Here is a 16144-nt window from a genome sequence, read left to right as displayed (position 1 = left end):
GGACGCGTTTTGAAGTGATGGGCTTTCTAAAATCCGAAGCCTAAGCGAGGGAATATCGCTCTAGATTCCCTTCCTCGCGGACGGTTCGGGTTACGATTTCCTAGAAAAAACAACGATAGCGTCACTTCGAAATCGAGGGCCCCCGCATGGAATGGAGGGGGCTGTTGCAGCACGGATGCGATGGTCAATCGTTGGACCGGACTGTGGATCGAGGCGAAGACCGAAAAGTGGCTTGCCCGATGGCTACGTCTCAGGCTCGTTGAAATGGGATTCTTGCCAGCGTTTCATGGCGGGGTCCACCGCGTTCATCGGAACCCATTTCCCTTTGGTCTTGCTGCTTTGCAACAACGTTTCCGGAGAGATTTTGCCGTCATCGATGAGATGAAGCAAATCCGACTCTGAAATGGGGCCGATCCGGCGTGTCTTTCGGATCCAGCCGCTTGCGATGTAGTACCATCCCGCACCCATGCGTTCACCTCATCAGTTTGATAGCCGCAGCACCTTCGGAGTGCTGCTTTTTCATGCTGTAGGTTCCTGCTGAAATTCTCTCGTTCGTACCCGCAGGCTCGTTCAGGGTCTGCAGTCTTGAGAGAGGGCTCAAACAGAAAATCTCAGCAGAGCCCACGCAACCCAGACGCATTCTTCATTCGCGATTCTATCCGCTCGGCGTCAGCGTTGCCAGCAAACACCCCCACTGAACTGAAAAAAACGAAAACTCGTTGACCACCATTCGCCACGAACGCGATGCGGAATCTAATGGGGACACCATCATTAGCGTCTCTCATTGGGATCTCGCTCTCCTTCACCCCATGCGTGATCGCAGGGGGTCTAGGATAGGAGGCCTTCGGTGCGTCTAGCGTGATTCGGACAGCGGTTAGGCGGAAACGACCCGGTGGTAATCGTCGCCGCTTGCAGCGGTCGGCCAAAGTGAGACGGGGGCATGCCGTTACGTCCATCGCGTGATTGGCAACGCAATATGACCGAGGCTCGTTACCAACGACCGCTGTAATGATCCGAATTCATAATTCGCTGCGCTTCGGGGCTGATTCCAAACGCGAGGTTAGGCTGATTGAGCTCAACGAACACCGTGTACTTTTGGTGAATGGCGTCGCTATAGACGACCGGCGCGTGAGTCAGGCGGAAGAATTGAACGGGTTGGCCGTTCCAGCGACGAGTGTAAACGCCCGCTTCGAGCGAGGGCTCTCGGGCTAAACCATAATGTTCGGTCATGATGGCGACCATCTTGCTCGGGTCGCCCGTAAAACCATGGATGGTGATCCGTTGCACTTTTCCGGAGGTGTCAAAATAGTAGGTCAACGTGCCCGCCAAATCATCCGCCTTGGTGCCGGTGACAATCGGCACTCGAAGCCCCTCCATATTCAAGTCTGCAAGCACGGTGGTGACGCGGGTAAATCGATTGATCACCCACTCCGAACCGATATCGAAGCGGAGCACCTCGCGAATGTCATCGACCGTGGCGCCAAACAGTGTGGGTTCCTGTTCCGCCGCGGCGGGAATCGCGCCGAGTTTTCGGGCCAGCTCGTGATCGTAGCGGTAGCGTGATGGTTCCTTATGACGCAATTGCTCCACTTCGTAATGCGAGTGGATGCCGTAGCCCGTGTCTTGACTCAACAGCGCATTGTCGGCAAGGTTAGCGACCTCGCTCGTTTGGAATTGCTGCTTGATGGTGGTGACCGTTTCACGTCCCATCTCGGTTTCCGAAGCGACGTAGGGGCCACCTACCAACGCGGCGATCGCGGCGGCGGTTCGGATTCGCATCAGGGGGAACATAAGATTTCCGATGAGATGGAAGTGAAAAACGAAAGGTCCGTTAGTGATATCGACCGAAGGTGCCGTCCTTGTTCTGGAAAGAACCGATCTCTTGCGTGACCGCTACGTTGTTGCCAAGCGTCACGAATGATTTATTTGCTATTACCCGCATAGGAGTATCGGGTTGACTAACTCGCGAGTTTGCGGCCTGGGAAAAGGCTTTTTGCTGCCGACTTCTTTGCATAACCCGCATGGGCGTGCCTCCCTCGATTCCAGGCAATGGACTACACTAGAAGCATGTTGGTTTAACCCTCCCTGCAACTCTGTGCCCCCCCCCCACGCAACCTGTCGGTCGTTTCCTTTCCACCGGACCTAGACGAATGTCGGCTAACGAAATGCTTGACCTCCTTTCGCTTCCCTCGGGGACCCAGAACCCACATCCGTACCAAGTGTTTTCCTTGGTGGGGGGAGAGCAGGATGCTGAGGTGATCAATGCGGCGATTAAAAAGACCATCCGAAAACTCCAGGACGCCAAAGGAACCGCCGATCCAGCGGATTGGAAACGAGCGGCGAAGTGGGTCCAACAGTCTCGCGACATCTTGCTTGACCCCGTTAAGAAAAAAGAGCTTGATGTTCGTTTTGGTGTCATCGAGCTTGAGGAGCTCCCTCCGCCGCCTGGCGCTGCGGCACCGATTTCCGCTCCTGCGGCGGTGCCTCCTCCGCCTGGTGCGGCTGTGAAAGCTGACCCGCTGGTCGGATTGCTGCCCAAAGCAGATCCGCTTGCGGCCTTGCTTCCTCAGGGGAATCCGCTCGCAGCAGCGTCTCCGGTTGCCGCCACTCCGGTTATTGAGATGCCAGCAGTGCCAGTCGTCCCTGTGCCAGCAGCGAACCCGAGCCCAGGCAACGATGGTTTGGCAGCGGCGGGCAATCATGAGGCGGCATCGTTTGCGGCCGCTCCTGTCGCAATCAAGAAGAAAGCACCCAAGCGACGGCGCAAATCACGCACGGGGCTGTACGTGTCCATGATTTTTGGCCTCGCGATGATCGCAATGATCGGGGCGCTGGTGTGGGTCATCAACGTAAAACCAGGGACGATCGCGATTACGGCAAAGGACGGCAGTTTTACGGTGTCGACCGATCAAGGAAGCGATAAGAGTCTGCAAGCCGAAACGCCTCGATCCCCAAGCCAGGGGAATCGTTCCCGCGCCGTTGACCCTATTATGGGGAGTCTCGCTCCCGCGACTCGCAATGGCAGTGGGAGCAATAATCCGCGTGGCTCCTTCGGCGATACTCAGGGGGGCATGGGGGGTCTGGGAGGGATGGATGCTGGCGATAGCAATCCAATGGAAATGTCGCCCGAACCCAATGCGACCAACGACCGCGACGACGCGGAGGTCTCTAGCCCCATGGAATCGATGGAGACCACTGTGCCCGCGCCGACGACGCCCGGGCCAGCAATGACCCCGCCCGACACGCCTGAGCCAGCCCCGGCGGCCCCTTCCGTTCCGGAGCTGAGCGAGGAGATGGTCGCCAAGGGAGAGGAGTTGATTGCGAAGGCTCGAACGGCCATCAAGTCGTCCGACTGGAAGCAAATCAAGGCGGTGCATGACGCCGCTGCGGATACCGCATTCACGCCAGAGCAGCAGATGCGAGCCGGTCCTTTGCTTGAGATTGCGGATCTCGCAAGCTACTATCGCGGAGCAATTGAGCGTGGGGTCGGCACCTTGGATACGGGGAGCGATTTTGAGGTCACCGAAAATCTTCGCGTCATTGTCGTCGAAAAGGGCCCCGATCGCTTGGTGATTCGCTTCAATGCAAAGATCAAGGAGTACGCCTTCGACGAGTTGCCACCACGGTTGGCGGAAAAAGTCGCGTCGTTTGCGTTAAAGGAAGGGGACCCTGCGGTGATCGCGTCCCAGGCCGTCTACCAAGCGATTGCCCCGAATTCGAACGACGCCTATCGACAAGCGGCAATCCAAACGCTCGAAGCGATGACTGCGGAGGTCGAAGGCGCTAGTCCTAAGCAAATCGCCGTTGCCCTGCGAGACTTGCTCGCGTCATCGCCGTAGCCCGCTGGCCGCGGGTGCGGGGCGTGATTGCGTCCGCTAACGAAAACACAGACAAAGTGCGGCGACCCGCTGTGTCGCTTGCAGTATCCAACGCTACTCTCACGTACATCATGAAAAACGTTACTCACGAAATTGTCGACACACTCTCGCGCTTGATTGCTTTCCCCTCGGTTAGTTCCGTTAGCAATGTAGAGGTCACCGAATGCGTGGCCGAAATGTTGCGTTCACTGGGGTTCGAAACGGAGGTCACCACCTACGTTGACTTTCGGGGTGTCGAGAAAGCCAATGTGCTGGCCAAGCGAATGCCAAGCGGGGCGACGGGGTCTCCCGCGGGCGGATTGGCTTATTTCGCCCATACAGATGTCGTGCCCGCCAATGACTGGACCGGCGCCCCGCAGGCGGAATCGAATCAAGGTGCTTCAGCAGGTCCTTTCGATGCGACGATCGTTAATGATCGTGTTTACGGCCGCGGTTCCTGCGATATGAAGGGCTCGCTTGCCGCGTTCCTTGCCGCGGTAAAGCAGGTTCCTCGGGAATCCCAGACGCGTCCGTTGTGGGTCGTTTGCACCGCGGATGAAGAGACCGGATTTCATGGAGCAAGGCATCTGGTTCACGCTTCAGCCGGCTTTCGCGAGATCGTCGAGGCCCAACCGCTGGCGATCATTGGCGAACCGACCGAGCTTAGGGTGATTCACGCCCATAAAGGGATCACGGGATTTCGCATCATCAGCCACGGACGCGCCGGACACAGCAGCACGAACGATGGCGTCAACGCGAATGTCGCAATGGTCCCGATGCTTCAAAAGATTGCTGAGCTGCATCAACGCACCCTGAGTGAAGCCCGTTACCAAGACGCTCGCTTTGATCCCCCCACATTGTCGTGGAATTTTGGGTTTACCGATCACGGGTCTGCGATCAATGTCACGCCGCCCCGAAGCGAAGCTTGGGTTAGCCTGCGCACGATGCCTGGGATCGATGGCAACGATTTGATCGACGAAGCGAGGAGCTATGCGGCATCTCTCGGGCTAGAGTTCAAAGCCCTCGAGGGAGGCGATCCTGTTTGGGTCGATGCGGACGATCCCTGTATCAGAGCGATGTGCGAGCTTGCTGGCGGCACGGCGGCAACGAAGTGCTATTCCACGGATGGTGGTCAGTTCAGCGAGTTGTCGCAGCGGCTGGTTTGCGGGCCCGGGAATATCGCCCAGGCACACACCGCTGACGAATGGGTTTCAATCGATCAGCTCGGACAGGGCGCCGATTTGTACCGCCGGGCGATTGAGCATTGGTGCCAAGCCGAATGATTCAGTTGTCGGCTGGCTGCTTGCTGCACTGCACTGCGTGGAGTCGGGGTGCGTGAGCGAATTTCAAACAGGGGCATTTCATCGCTCGGCGGGTCCGCGTTGAAGTTGCGTTTTTGTCTTTAGGAGTCGCTTCCGGTTGTGGTTTGCTGGGGAAGACCGCGATAGCGCCCGTTGAAGCTTGCTCGGCGGTTTGTCGGGGCTGTGCAGTGGATTGCGCTGTGCGGTGGCTTCTTCAGGAATCAAAGCCGCGCCGTGGCACAAAAAAAGCTCGCTCCCATCGGCTGATGAGAGCGAGCGATTGTGTATTCAAAGGGGACTGAAAGGGATTACTCCTTTTCTTTTTCCTTCTTCTCGCCATCTTTCGGCGCGTTGTCTTCGTACTTCGCTTCAGGAATCGCGTCGCTGTCGCGTGTTGGCAAGACGTTGTGGTAGACGGCGAATTCTTCGTCGTCTTCACCCTTGGTCTTTTCAACCTTCTCTTCGGTGACTTCGCCAGCCTCGACGATCATTTCGATCACCTTGCGCTCGACGATTTGGTTGCGAAGCGCGTCCATTTGGCCGCTCTTTTCCAGGCGAGCGCGAACTTTTCGTTCGGGCGAATCGCTTTGTTGAGCGATCAATGCGACCTCGGCATCGTAATCTGCTGCTTCTGCATCGACCTTGGTTTCCTCGGCGATCTTTTCGAGGATGAAGTGTTCGCGAAGCGCCGCTTCGGTTGACGCTTGGGCGTTTTGCCGTGATGCGTTAACGAAACGACGAATGTTGTCTTCGTCAAAACCGCTGCGACGCAACTCAAGCACCTTGCGTTGCAATTCGCGTTGGGTTTGGCGTTGCACCAACGACTTCGGCAATTCAAAGTCGGCGTCGCCCGCCAAGGCGTCAACGACCGATTGGCGAAGGGCTTGCTGAGTGCGGTAATCGGCTTGGCGAGTGAGCGAATCGCGAACGAAATCACGAAGCTCTTGCTCGGACTCGAAGTCGCCCAGTTCTTCTAAGAAGCTTGGCGTCATCTTTGGCAATTCGGACTTCAATACTTCGACCACTTTGATCTCGGCATCGATTTCCTTGCCGCGCATTTCCTCGTTCGCTGCGCCGTCGCTGATCTTGACTTTGCCGGTGCGTTGATCGCCTTCGACGGCATTTTCCATGACCTTGCCGAAGTCTTCGATCACGCCATCGGAGAAGCTCAAGCGGTTGTTGAGCGTGATTCGCTCTTCTTCGAATTCGCTGAGCAGTTTGCCGTTCTCGGAGAACTTGATCGTGACGACAAGTTTATCGCCAAGTGCAGCAGCTTCGTCAGTCGCTTCGAGCGTTGCGTAGCGACCGAGAACGCGTTGTAGCGACTCGTCGACATCGGCATCGGAAACTTCTTCGACGGGCTTGGAGAGTTTGAGTCCCTTCCAAGTGGGCGTTTCAAAGTCAGGGCGAACCTCGACGGTGAATTGGTACTTGAAGTCGCCGTCGCCTTCGGGCAATTCGATCGATTCGAAGTCAAACTCCGGCTCGCCGATCGCTGAAAATTCTTCTTTGTCGCTCACTTGTGAGAGCGAGTCCATTAAAAGGGCGCCCTTCACTTGTTCGCGAACACGGTCGCGGAATTGCTTTTCAACCAATTTGCGTGGCGCACGCCCAGCACGGAAACCAGGCACGGAAGCTTCCGGCACGATTTCGTCGTAGGCATCCTTCAGGTAACGCTCAACCTCTGCGTGGGGGATCGTAACGATCACCTGGCGAACGCATGGCGAAGGACTTTCGACCTTCGATTCCAGTTGAATCGTTTTTTTTTCTTCCGGAACTTCCGTTGTTTCGGGCTCAGTGGAGGTGGACATCCTTCGGTAAGACCTCTCGTCTTTACGGCGTCATCGTATGGCACATGAGGGCGAGACAGGAAAACCGACCATCGGCTCGCTGCGCCTCATCGTTTCTATAGATCAAGCCCATGAGTGTACCCTGTGAAGGTGCATCGTGGAAATGGGGGAAAATCAGAAGATCCCAAGAAGCGTTGCTTGCTCGAGATCGCTCGCCCAAGGTGTCCAGCAAAACAAGATCGCCAATCTTGCCAAATAGGGCTTGAACGATTTTCGTCGATACTCAATAATCGGCCCAGACAACGGCAAACGCCTGGGAAACCAAGCGGTTCGCCAGTCAAAAAAAACTTCTGGAAAAGTGCCCTTGCAAGATTCAACAGCAAGCGATACTCTTCCCGGCGTTGAAAGTTTTGCGGCTGTAGCTCAGTTGGCAGAGCATCACGTTGCCAACGTGATTGTCGTGGGTTCGAATCCCATCAGCCGCTCTTTCTCTTCTTTACACGCGTGGCGTCTCAAGCCATGTGGTTTCGCAGCGAGCGAAGCAAATGACTCCGTTTTTGACAGGGGTTTTCTCGTGTTTGGTGGCTTTCATCTTAACGTGATGGACGCTATCTTTTTTCCTTTGCTTCGCATCTAACCCTTCGGCCAATCGTGGATTTCTGCAGTGCCGCATGCTCAACTCGGTCCGATCGCTGTTCACTTGCCTACGCGAGTGGAAACGAACGAACAACTTCAGGCAGTTTTTCCCAGTTGGGACCTCTCGCTGATCGCTGAAAAAACAGGGATCTACCAGCGACATATCGCGGAGCCCCGAGAGACGTCCAGCGATCTCGCCGTCCAGGCAGCGACAAAACTGTTTGCTGAACAGGAGATTGACCCTCAGTCGATCGACTTCGTGCTGTTTTGCACGCAAACGCCCGACTATCCGTTGCCGACGACGAGCTGCTTGATCCAAGACCGGCTTGGGTTGCCGACCCGATGTGGTGCGTTGGACTTTAACCTTGGATGCAGCGGGTTTGTCTACGGCTTGGCGATGGCCGATGGACTGATCCAAAGTGGCGTCGCGAAAAAAATCCTGCTGCTGACCGCAGAAACCTACAGCAAGTACATTGATTCGGACGATCGCAGCCTGCGAACGATCTTTGGTGACGGGGCCGCAGCGTCATTGGTGACCGCCAGTGACGAAAAAACGCTCTGGGGATTTCAATTTGGTAGCGACGGCAGCGGCGGCGACATGCTGGTGGTCGGTGACGGTGGAGCCCGGGCAGCTGAAGATGCGATCCAGCCCCGGCATCGCAAACGCTGGAAAAGTCGCTTGTACATGGATGGACCCAGTTTGATCAATTTCACCGTCGAGGCGGTCCCGAGACTGGTCGGCGAAATTCTGGAGGCAAACGGACTTTCCGATGCCGATATCGATCGCTATTTGATGCATCAAGCGACCTGGAAGATGCTCGACCAGCTCCGCGGACGTATGGACGTGGCTCCCGAACGTCTGCCGATTGAACTTTCCGATGTGGGCAACACGGTTTCGTCGACCTTGCCAATTTTGATCGATCGGCTAAGAAGTCGTGGCGAATTGAAGGCGGAATCCATTAACATGCTGGTAGGTTTTGGGGTCGGCTTGTCATGGGCTGGCGGTCTTTGGCGAGATGTTTACTCGGGCTAATGTGTTACCTGGGCTAATATGTTACCTGGGCAATTGGATTGCTTGGGCTGATTGTAAATGCCCGGATTCGCCCAGCTCCATCGTCAGCGGGCCTGTAGCGAGCGGGCCTGTTGCGAGCGGGCCATCCAACGCTTCGCCCCATGCTCGCGCTGAACTAAAATTGTCCCTGCCCAAAAGTGAAGCGGGGTAAACCAACTGGGGCTGCTCCGATTTCTGGATCGGGACAGCAACATTTCTCGTTTTTATCGACTTCAACCACGCGTGCCTTGGTCGCGAAGCGGAGGGATTCACAATGCCGGAAAATCTTTCAGGCCGACTGCTGATTGCGTCCCCCTATTTAGGCGATGGCAATTTTCTTCGCTCGGTCATCTTTATCATTCGACATGATCCCGAGGGCGCGTTCGGGTTGGCGGTAAACCGACCTACCGATAAACGTTTTCGCGAACTTGTAGAACTTAGCACCAGCGTCGGTGGTGAGCCCCGCGACGATGACTTTATCTATCGCGGGGGCCCGGTCGAAGGGCCGCTGTTGGCGCTGCACGATCTTGCCGGCATCGGCGATCCCTGTGGCCCCATTACTGGAGCCGCTCCCAGCGATCCGTTGGGGCCCGGTGAATCGATCACTGAGGGGGTGAAGTTCACGATCGAAAACCATCCGGCTGATCCGTTCGGAAGCATGTCGATCGATTTCGGGAATCCGCCCGCTTGGATCACGGGCGATGATGATCACCTGCGAATTCTGCTGCAACGGCGCGATGCCAAGGTTCGCTATATCGCCCACTACAGCGGCTGGGGGCCCGGTCAATTGGACGAAGAATTGCGAATGGGAGGTTGGTTAGTGGGAAAACCCTCTAGCGAGATTCTGTTTGGTGACCCTAACAAGGTTTGGGAATTAGCGGTTCACCAATGTGGGCACGATGTGCTTAACTCAATGGCGCCCGGCGTTCACTTCGGCGACCCCAACTTAAATTAAGACTCCCCTAGCCTCATCCGTCCGACCTTCGATCGTGCGTTAACGTCCCAAGCCGGAGTGAGTTCGGCGGCATCGACTTTCCTCGCACCACGTTCAACGCTCCCCCCTCCCCCCCTGGGTCTACCTAATGCGACAATTTGCGATCGGTGATATCCATGGATGCGCTAAAGCACTCCGGTCACTGATCGAAGAGATCGCTCCTGGGCCAGACGATGAGCTGATTTTCTTGGGCGATTACATTGATCGCGGCCCGGACAGCAAGGACGTGATTGAGCAGATTATCGCACTTCAGAAAGTGTGCCGTGTGATTGCGCTGCGAGGCAATCACGAGATCATGTTGATGGGCGTGATCGCAGGTCTCGATGATACGATTTGGAGCCACTGTGGCGGGCAAGCGACCTTGGCAAGTTACGGCGGCGCGCTGGACAAAATCCCCGCCGATCACCTCGAGTTTCTGCGCTCCCTCCAAGCGTATCATGTGACCGAGGAGTCGATCTTTGTCCACGCTAACTACGTCGCCAGCATTTCGATGGATCTACAGGAGGAGACAACGTTGTTTTGGAAGCACCTTGATTTTCCTCGCCCCTCGGCTCACTGCAGCGGAAAAAGAGTTTTCCTCGGCCATACGCCACAGCCCGGAGGCAACGTGCTGGACCTGGGACACCTTGTCTGCATCGACACCTATTGCTTTGGCGGCGGTTACTTAACCGCCATGGAAACGGCGACCTGTGACCTGTGGCAAACCGATCGGCACGGGCACGTTCGCCGCGCCCCGCTGAAGTCCTTCAAGGAGCGAATCGACAAAACAGCGAAATTCCTCGGAAGCACGCTGCGGTCGATCAAGCGTCCCCCGTCGTGATCCCCCGGTTTGTGCTGTTAGCGATCAGCGTCCCGCGTTGACGAACTTTTGAATCGCCGATGGAAGCGGGGACTCAAATTTGACCGTTTCGCCCGTGATGGGGTGGGTAAAGGCAAGAGATCGGGCGTGAAGCGCGATTCGCTTGCGAACCCAAAATGGGTGCGATGCACGCTTGGTTTGGTAGCGTGGATCACCGAGCACGGGATGCCCCGCGTCGGCGAATTGAACTCGGATTTGGTTTCGTTTCCCCGTTTCCAACTGCACTTCGACCAAGGTGGTGTCGGTCAAGCGGCGCACGACGCGGTAGTGGGTGATCGCGGTTTCCGTCTCTCGCGACGGCTTCGTGACAAACCGGTCCAAGTTGCTTCCGGTGGCGAGATGTGAATGGTAGGTGCCTTGGTCATCCTCAATCAATCCGGCAACGATGGCGGTATAGACGCGTTCGGGCTTTCGCTGCTTGAATTGTTCGATTAGTTGCTTCGCGATCGCTTCGTGTTTTCCGAAGACCAGCAACCCGCTGACTTCGCGATCGAGGCGATGAACCACGCACGCTTCTTTTTGCCCTCGCGAATGACTCAGGTAGATCGAAACGCGGTCGACCAACGAATTGGGTTCGCCATTGTCCGTCGGCACCGTCAAGGTTCCCGCCGCCTTGTCGACGACGATCAGGTGCTCATCTTCGAAAACGATGCTGAAGGTACGGTCGTCCCAGCTTCGTTTCTTCTCACGGTATCGCTGATTGGGATCGTAGCGAAGCGAAATAACGTCGCCGGCCTTCACCGAGCCGGCAATACCTTTGCAGGGGTGGCCGTTCACTGAAACACAGTTGTGGTCGAACATTCCCCTCACTTGGCTGCGTGAAGCCCCCGCCATGTCGCGAACGATCAGATCGATCCGTCCTGCTTTCTCTTCGTCCACGGTCAATGAAAGCGTCGTCATCGGCATCGGAATATCTACGTCGGGATAAGGGGGGAGAAGCAGCAAGGCGAATGCTAGGGTGGATTCACAACGCCGGCATTATCGCTGCGGGACGCGATTTTTGCCAGGACAGAGGTTTTGCTGTATCAAGGCGACCGAGACCATTGGTCGGATCGCGTTGATCCATCATACTCGGCGTTTGGTTTCGGCCGTTTGCTTCGGGCTGACGATTGCTTCGGCCTGAGTACGAATAAGATCCTTCCCACGCTTCACCACGAGATTTTGATGAACACCATTCGCTGGGGACTGATTGGATGTGGCGATGTTTCGCGTAAACGTGTCGCCCAGGCCATTCAGAACACGCCGGGTAACGAATTGATTGCCGCGTGTCGTCGCGATTCCGATCGGCTTGACGAATTTTGTGATGCGTTATCGATTCCTCGCCGCTACACCGATGCCAGCGCATTGATGAAGGACATCGATGTCGATGCCGTTTATATCGCCACGCCCGTCCGCGAACATTTGCCGCAAGCTCGGATGGCGGCGGCGGCGGGAAAGCATGTCTTGGTTGAGAAACCGATGGCCATGGACGTGGCGGAGTGCGGCGAAATGATTGAGGTTTGTGCGACCGCGAACGTGCGACTTGGCGTTGCCTATTATCGGCGTTTTTACCCGCTCCTCCAACGGATCGAAGACTTATTGAAAAGTAACGCCATCGGCACCCCGTTGGCAGTTTCCGCGGTCACCGCCACTCCGGTTGCGATGCAACCAGGGGAGGAAGGGCATTGGCGAACCGAGCGGGCCGACAGCGGTGGAGGGGCGCTGATGGATGTGGGCAGCCACCGCATCAATGTCTTCTTGCACCTGTTCGGTCCCATCGCGGAAGTGAAGTCCATTTGCACGACCGTGGCGGCCGATTACGAAGTCGAAGACACCGCCGCGCTCTTGCTGCGTTTTGAATGTGGAATGGTGGGCACCCTGCAATGCCATTTTGGTGCCGATGATCCTGATGAGTTTGCGATCACCGGAACACGAGGTCGGTTGAGGGCGTGTCCGTTAAACGGCGACCAATTGATCATCGAACGCGATGGCGAACAAACGATCGAAACCTTGCCGCCCGCGGCGAATTTCTGCCAACCGCTGATTGCCGACTTCGCCGACGCGATCCGGAACAACCGCTCGCCGCGAGTCAATGGCGACGAGGGCCGTCGGACGAACATCGTCATGGCAAACGCTTACGACGATAGCCAGTAGCGTTCTTGCGAATGCAGCGACGGTTTGAATCCTGCGTCATTTTTGAGAATGCATCTAGCGATGCCTGGACCTAACGTTGCCCGTAAACCGGGGCCTTCCAATCCTTCGGCGAACGGCCTTGCGGTTTCACTCCGTAGGCATCGCTAGGGATCGGATGATCCTCGGGCTTCAAAAGAGGCAGATCATCGGGAAGATGCTTGATCTTGAAATCTTTGTACTGGATCTTCATCGCCGGACCGACGTGCACTTGCACGGCCAGCACGCCTTCAAGTGAACGTCCTTTTTCATCAAAGTCGATCAGGTCGGCGGTGGGGTGTCCATCGATCCAGTGTTGATGATGATTGCCGCGAACCAACACGCGGTAGTCGTGCCAAGCTTCGGTATCGAAGTCTTTGATCGCTTCACTGCCCGCCAACTTGCCGACTACCCAAGATCGTCCCTCGTTGTCGATGATCACTTTCTCGCCCGTGTGCGCTAGAATCCTGCGACCCTGCTCTTCGTAAAGCATGCCGTTGTAGTTCGGGTTGTTGGCGACGACGTCACACTGGTAGCCGGTCACAATGTCTAGCCCTAGGTCAGGCCGAGAGGTGCCGCGGTACTGCAATCCACTGTTGCCACCGGCCGTCACTTTGACTTTGACACGCAGATCAAAATTGCGAATCGTCGAGTTTTCCCAAGTAATAAAGCGGTTGCTCTTAAGCGAGCCATCGGTGACTCCGGTCAAGGCACCCTCTTGGACCGACCAATACTGCGGATCGCCCGACCATTGACGAAGCGTCTTGCCATCAAATGCGCGAACAAAACCCTGCTTGTCCGGCCGCGTGCCAACGGCGGCAGAGGCTTCCGGGTGAGGCACCGTTGACGGAGAGAAGTTTTTAAGCGGATCAAGCGGGCCGCCGAGCTCAGCGACACGCTCGGTCGTCCGCTGACGCATCGCCGTGAGCGTCTCGGAATGTTGCGGATCCGAGGCCAAGTTGGTCAATTCGTCCGGATCGTTTTTCAAATCGTGCAGGAATTCATGGTTGCCGTGGTCGAAGTAGCGAACGTACTTGTATCGCTCGTTACGGATGCCTTCGTAGGCCGGAATGCGATTGCGAACGGCGAAGTGTTCATGAAACGACTCCGTTCGCCAATCAGCCGGTTTTTCAGCTTCAACGATTGGCTTTAGGCTGTGCCCCTGATAGCGTTTTGGCACTTCGACGTTGGCCCAATCCAAGAATGTCGCAGGTAGATCCAGATTTAGCGCGATCGCATCGCTGACTTTACCTTGCTGAGCTTTTGGGACCCGCGGATCTGCGACGATCATCGGCACGCGTAGTGATTCCTCGTAATGCGACCATTTGCCGGCCAACCCGCGGTTACCCATGTAGTAGCCGTTGTCGGCGGAGTAAACGATGATCGTGTTGTCGGCTAATCCGGCTTCTTCCAATGCAGCCATGAAGCGGCCGATCGCACCATCGATACCGCTGACCATGCGGTAGTAGGCTCGCATGTTGGTCTGGTATTTTTTGTCTGTATTCCAACGCCAAAAATAACGCTCGCGATTGATCGTCGTTTTCAAAAAGTCCGGCTGAGAATCAAAGATCGCGAGGTCGTTTAATCGCGGAGGTGCGATTTCGATGTCCTCGTACATGCCGTCGACCGCGCGAGGCCAAGGGAAATGCCCAATGCCTGGTCGCCGATCACTGTCCTCGGCATGGCAGGCGTTGAACCACAGGTTCAGTGCGAACGGTTTGTCTTTGGGCTGATTCTTGACGAATTCGATTCCGCGATCAACGATCAATTCGGTTTCGTGACGCAGGCTGCCGTCGGGTTGTTTTTTGTAATACGGGTTTCGGCTGATCGCTTCGAACTCGTCAAAGTGATCCTGGTTGCGATACCCCGCAGGCATCTTGGCGTGCCATTTTCCAAAGTAACCGGTGCGGTAACCGTTTTCACGCAACAGATCCGAGTACAGTGTTTTCACCGCGTCGGGTCGCGCCAACTCAGGATTCGCAGCGGTGCCGTAACTGCGTCCGGTCAATCCCGACAGGATTGTGGTGCGGCTAACCCAGCAGATCGATTGGCTGACAAAGGCGTTTTCAAACCGCGTACCGCGCGCTGCCAACGCATCGATATTAGGGGTTTGAATGACCTCGTTGCCGTAACAACCAATCGTGCTAGTGGTTTGATCGTCGGCAAAGAAAAACACGATGTTCGGCGGCGAGTCGGCATGCGTCTGCGGTGTCGAGAAAACAAGCGATGAAACAGCGAGGATGGCGGTGAAACAGAGAATGGATTTCATTGCAGTCGTATTCATGGCAACCGAGGGGATGAGATTTTTCATAGGGACGTCACTCAGCAATTTCACTCAGCGTGATAGCCACGCCACATCCACACCAGCGTATCGGCGAGCGTGTGCTCGAACACTTTGCGATCACAGTGCCGCGTCGCACGACTGAAGACGTAGCGGTAATCGTATCCTTTGGCCTCCAACGCGGCCGCAGTCCGCTCATTGGCCATCACCCAGTTGTGATACGTTTCTTCAGGATCGTCGGCGCGGAGGTCGTTTTCGGCAACGTGAGTAAAGATCCGCAGCGGCTTTTTTTCGCGGTTCTCGATCAACTTCATGCTGGAATGGTATTCCCAAGCACCTAGTGGGTAAGTCGCTTCTTCGGCAGCGTCGTCGTCTTGTTGGTCAACGAAGGTGCCTGAGTAGGTGATCAATCGGCGAAACAAGTCGGGGCGGAACCAGCCCATCGTGAGCGCCGCTGCGCCTCCCGAACTGCATCCCATCACCGCTTTACCCCATGGATTTTCGGTGAAGGCTATCTGGGGATACGCCGCTTTGATCTTCTCATTGCCGAGCACCGCGGGCAGCACTTCGTCGTTAATAAAGCGGGCGAAGCGGTCCGACATGGTGTCGTATTCCAGTCCCCGCTCGCTGCCTTTGCCGTCGTTGCCCCCGTTTTGGACCGCGATCGCAATGAACGCGGGCAACGTGCGTTTGGGATCTTTCGAGATCGTCAGATTGTCAAGCGCGTTGCGGACCAAATCCAACCGGCTTGGACCGTCCATCGTGACCAAGATTGGCGCCTTGGTGCCGTCGACGTAGGCAGCGGGGATATAGACAAAGATTTTTCGTTCCTTGCGAACTTCCTTTTTGGGATCAAGCGTCGAGTCAGTGCCAGGGAAAATCTTGCTGTCGGCCAACGGCATCGAGAACTCAAAGAACTTGCCTTTGGGATTGCCGCGGTCGGTCAAATCGGGATCGATCGAGTAATCGGGGCCGACGACGTGGTTCCCATTCCCCTCGGTACCAGGCTTTTCGGAATAAGTGTCCGCCGCCGACACAGGGCGATCGCCCGCGGGGATGGCAAATAGGGCGATGAAACAGCAAGTGGACGTCAAGCGAACCATTGATTTCATGGACATCGAGATCTTTGCGAAGAGAGTAGGGGGAGTGACGTCGACATCGGTTCATGCAAAAGACGCCGGACAAACGAGGAGCGTTATTCTACTTGCATTCACACCCGTCTTGTCG

General features: G+C 56.2%; 12 protein-coding genes and 1 tRNA gene. 7 read left to right on the top strand and 6 right to left on the bottom strand.

Annotated elements, in window-relative coordinates; genetic code table 11:
* Window positions 1–243: 243 nt before the first annotated feature.
* Entirely contained in the window at window positions 244–468 is a 225-nt protein-coding gene (locus tag Pla52o_RS10235; RefSeq protein WP_197169143.1) for a DUF4339 domain-containing protein, read from the bottom strand.
* Window positions 469–990: 522 nt separating this feature from the next.
* Complete coding sequence (locus Pla52o_RS10230; protein ID WP_197169142.1) at window positions 991–1779, bottom strand: DUF6690 family protein; 789 nt, start codon at window positions 1777–1779, stop codon at window positions 991–993.
* A gap of 371 nt (window positions 1780–2150) precedes the next feature.
* On the opposite strand from Pla52o_RS10230, the gene Pla52o_RS10225 reads away from it, so the two are divergent.
* Together Pla52o_RS10225 and Pla52o_RS10220 are read left to right on the top strand one after the other, a co-directional pair.
* On the top strand, window positions 2151–3839 hold the full coding sequence (locus Pla52o_RS10225; RefSeq protein WP_146594490.1) for a hypothetical protein: 1689 nt from the start codon (window positions 2151–2153) through the stop codon (window positions 3837–3839).
* Window positions 3840–3949: 110 nt separating this feature from the next.
* Window positions 3950–5140 carry a M20 family metallopeptidase gene (locus Pla52o_RS10220; RefSeq protein WP_146594489.1) on the top strand — a complete coding sequence of 397 codons (1191 nt, stop codon included), beginning with the start codon at window positions 3950–3952 and terminating at the stop codon, window positions 5138–5140.
* Window positions 5141–5466: 326 nt separating this feature from the next.
* On the opposite strand, the gene tig is transcribed toward Pla52o_RS10220, so the two are convergent.
* Window positions 5467–6969, bottom strand: coding sequence for a trigger factor (gene tig, locus Pla52o_RS10215; protein ID WP_146594488.1), 1503 nt, complete (start codon window positions 6967–6969; stop codon window positions 5467–5469).
* 391 nt (window positions 6970–7360) lie between these two features.
* Here tig and Pla52o_RS10210 point away from each other — a divergent pair.
* From Pla52o_RS10210 to Pla52o_RS10195, 4 genes are all read left to right on the top strand, one after another.
* Window positions 7361–7433: transfer RNA gene (locus Pla52o_RS10210), tRNA-Gly, on the top strand.
* A 179-nt stretch (window positions 7434–7612) separates the two neighbouring features.
* Window positions 7613–8617, top strand: coding sequence for a ketoacyl-ACP synthase III (locus tag Pla52o_RS10205; RefSeq protein ID WP_146594487.1), 1005 nt, complete (start codon window positions 7613–7615; stop codon window positions 8615–8617).
* A 292-nt stretch (window positions 8618–8909) separates the two neighbouring features.
* A complete protein-coding gene (locus Pla52o_RS10200) occupies window positions 8910–9590 on the top strand; it encodes a YqgE/AlgH family protein (protein WP_146594486.1) in 681 nt (226 codons plus the stop codon).
* 127 nt (window positions 9591–9717) lie between these two features.
* Window positions 9718–10449 carry a metallophosphoesterase family protein gene (locus Pla52o_RS10195; RefSeq protein ID WP_146594485.1) on the top strand — a complete coding sequence of 244 codons (732 nt, stop codon included), beginning with the start codon at window positions 9718–9720 and terminating at the stop codon, window positions 10447–10449.
* Window positions 10450–10473: 24 nt separating this feature from the next.
* Here Pla52o_RS10195 and Pla52o_RS10190 read toward each other — a convergent pair whose 3' ends face one another.
* Window positions 10474–11388, bottom strand: coding sequence for an RluA family pseudouridine synthase (locus Pla52o_RS10190; protein ID WP_231612232.1), 915 nt, complete (start codon window positions 11386–11388; stop codon window positions 10474–10476).
* 264 nt (window positions 11389–11652) lie between these two features.
* Here Pla52o_RS10190 and Pla52o_RS10185 point away from each other — a divergent pair, with 264 nt between their 5' ends.
* Window positions 11653–12621: a Gfo/Idh/MocA family protein gene (locus tag Pla52o_RS10185; RefSeq protein WP_146594484.1), complete on the top strand. Its 969-nt coding sequence runs from the start codon at window positions 11653–11655 to the stop codon at window positions 12619–12621.
* Between the two features lie 70 nt (window positions 12622–12691).
* Here the strand turns inward: Pla52o_RS10185 and Pla52o_RS10180 are convergent, their stop codons facing one another.
* Window positions 12692–14920: a sulfatase-like hydrolase/transferase gene (locus tag Pla52o_RS10180; RefSeq protein ID WP_197169141.1), complete on the bottom strand. Its 2229-nt coding sequence runs from the start codon at window positions 14918–14920 to the stop codon at window positions 12692–12694.
* 47 nt (window positions 14921–14967) lie between these two features.
* Window positions 14968–16035 carry an alpha/beta hydrolase gene (locus tag Pla52o_RS10175; protein ID WP_231612231.1) on the bottom strand — a complete coding sequence of 356 codons (1068 nt, stop codon included), beginning with the start codon at window positions 16033–16035 and terminating at the stop codon, window positions 14968–14970.
* Window positions 16036–16144: the final 109 nt, after the last annotated feature.

This window comes from Novipirellula galeiformis, from assembly GCF_007860095.1.
GTDB lineage: Bacteria > Planctomycetota > Planctomycetia > Pirellulales > Pirellulaceae > Novipirellula > Novipirellula galeiformis.
The sequence above is the reverse complement of the archived record's forward strand: the minus strand, read 5'-3'. Positions and strand labels throughout refer to the sequence as shown.

Coding starts and splice junctions, on each gene's coding strand:
- Pla52o_RS10180 (WP_197169141.1), bottom strand. CDS start 14,920: ATGAATACGACTGCAATGAAATCCATTCTCTGTTTCACCGCCATCCTC.
- Pla52o_RS10220 (WP_146594489.1), top strand. CDS start 3,950: ATGAAAAACGTTACTCACGAAATTGTCGACACACTCTCGCGCTTGATT.
- Pla52o_RS10230 (WP_197169142.1), bottom strand. CDS start 1,779: ATGCGAATCCGAACCGCCGCCGCGATCGCCGCGTTGGTAGGTGGCCCC.
- Pla52o_RS10225 (WP_146594490.1), top strand. CDS start 2,151: ATGTCGGCTAACGAAATGCTTGACCTCCTTTCGCTTCCCTCGGGGACC.
- Pla52o_RS10195 (WP_146594485.1), top strand. CDS start 9,718: ATGCGACAATTTGCGATCGGTGATATCCATGGATGCGCTAAAGCACTC.
- Pla52o_RS10175 (WP_231612231.1), bottom strand. CDS start 16,035: ATGTCCATGAAATCAATGGTTCGCTTGACGTCCACTTGCTGTTTCATC.
- tig (WP_146594488.1), bottom strand. CDS start 6,969: ATGTCCACCTCCACTGAGCCCGAAACAACGGAAGTTCCGGAAGAAAAA.
- Pla52o_RS10200 (WP_146594486.1), top strand. CDS start 8,910: ATGCCGGAAAATCTTTCAGGCCGACTGCTGATTGCGTCCCCCTATTTA.
- Pla52o_RS10185 (WP_146594484.1), top strand. CDS start 11,653: ATGAACACCATTCGCTGGGGACTGATTGGATGTGGCGATGTTTCGCGT.
- Pla52o_RS10190 (WP_231612232.1), bottom strand. CDS start 11,388: ATGACGACGCTTTCATTGACCGTGGACGAAGAGAAAGCAGGACGGATC.
- Pla52o_RS10235 (WP_197169143.1), bottom strand. CDS start 468: ATGGGTGCGGGATGGTACTACATCGCAAGCGGCTGGATCCGAAAGACA.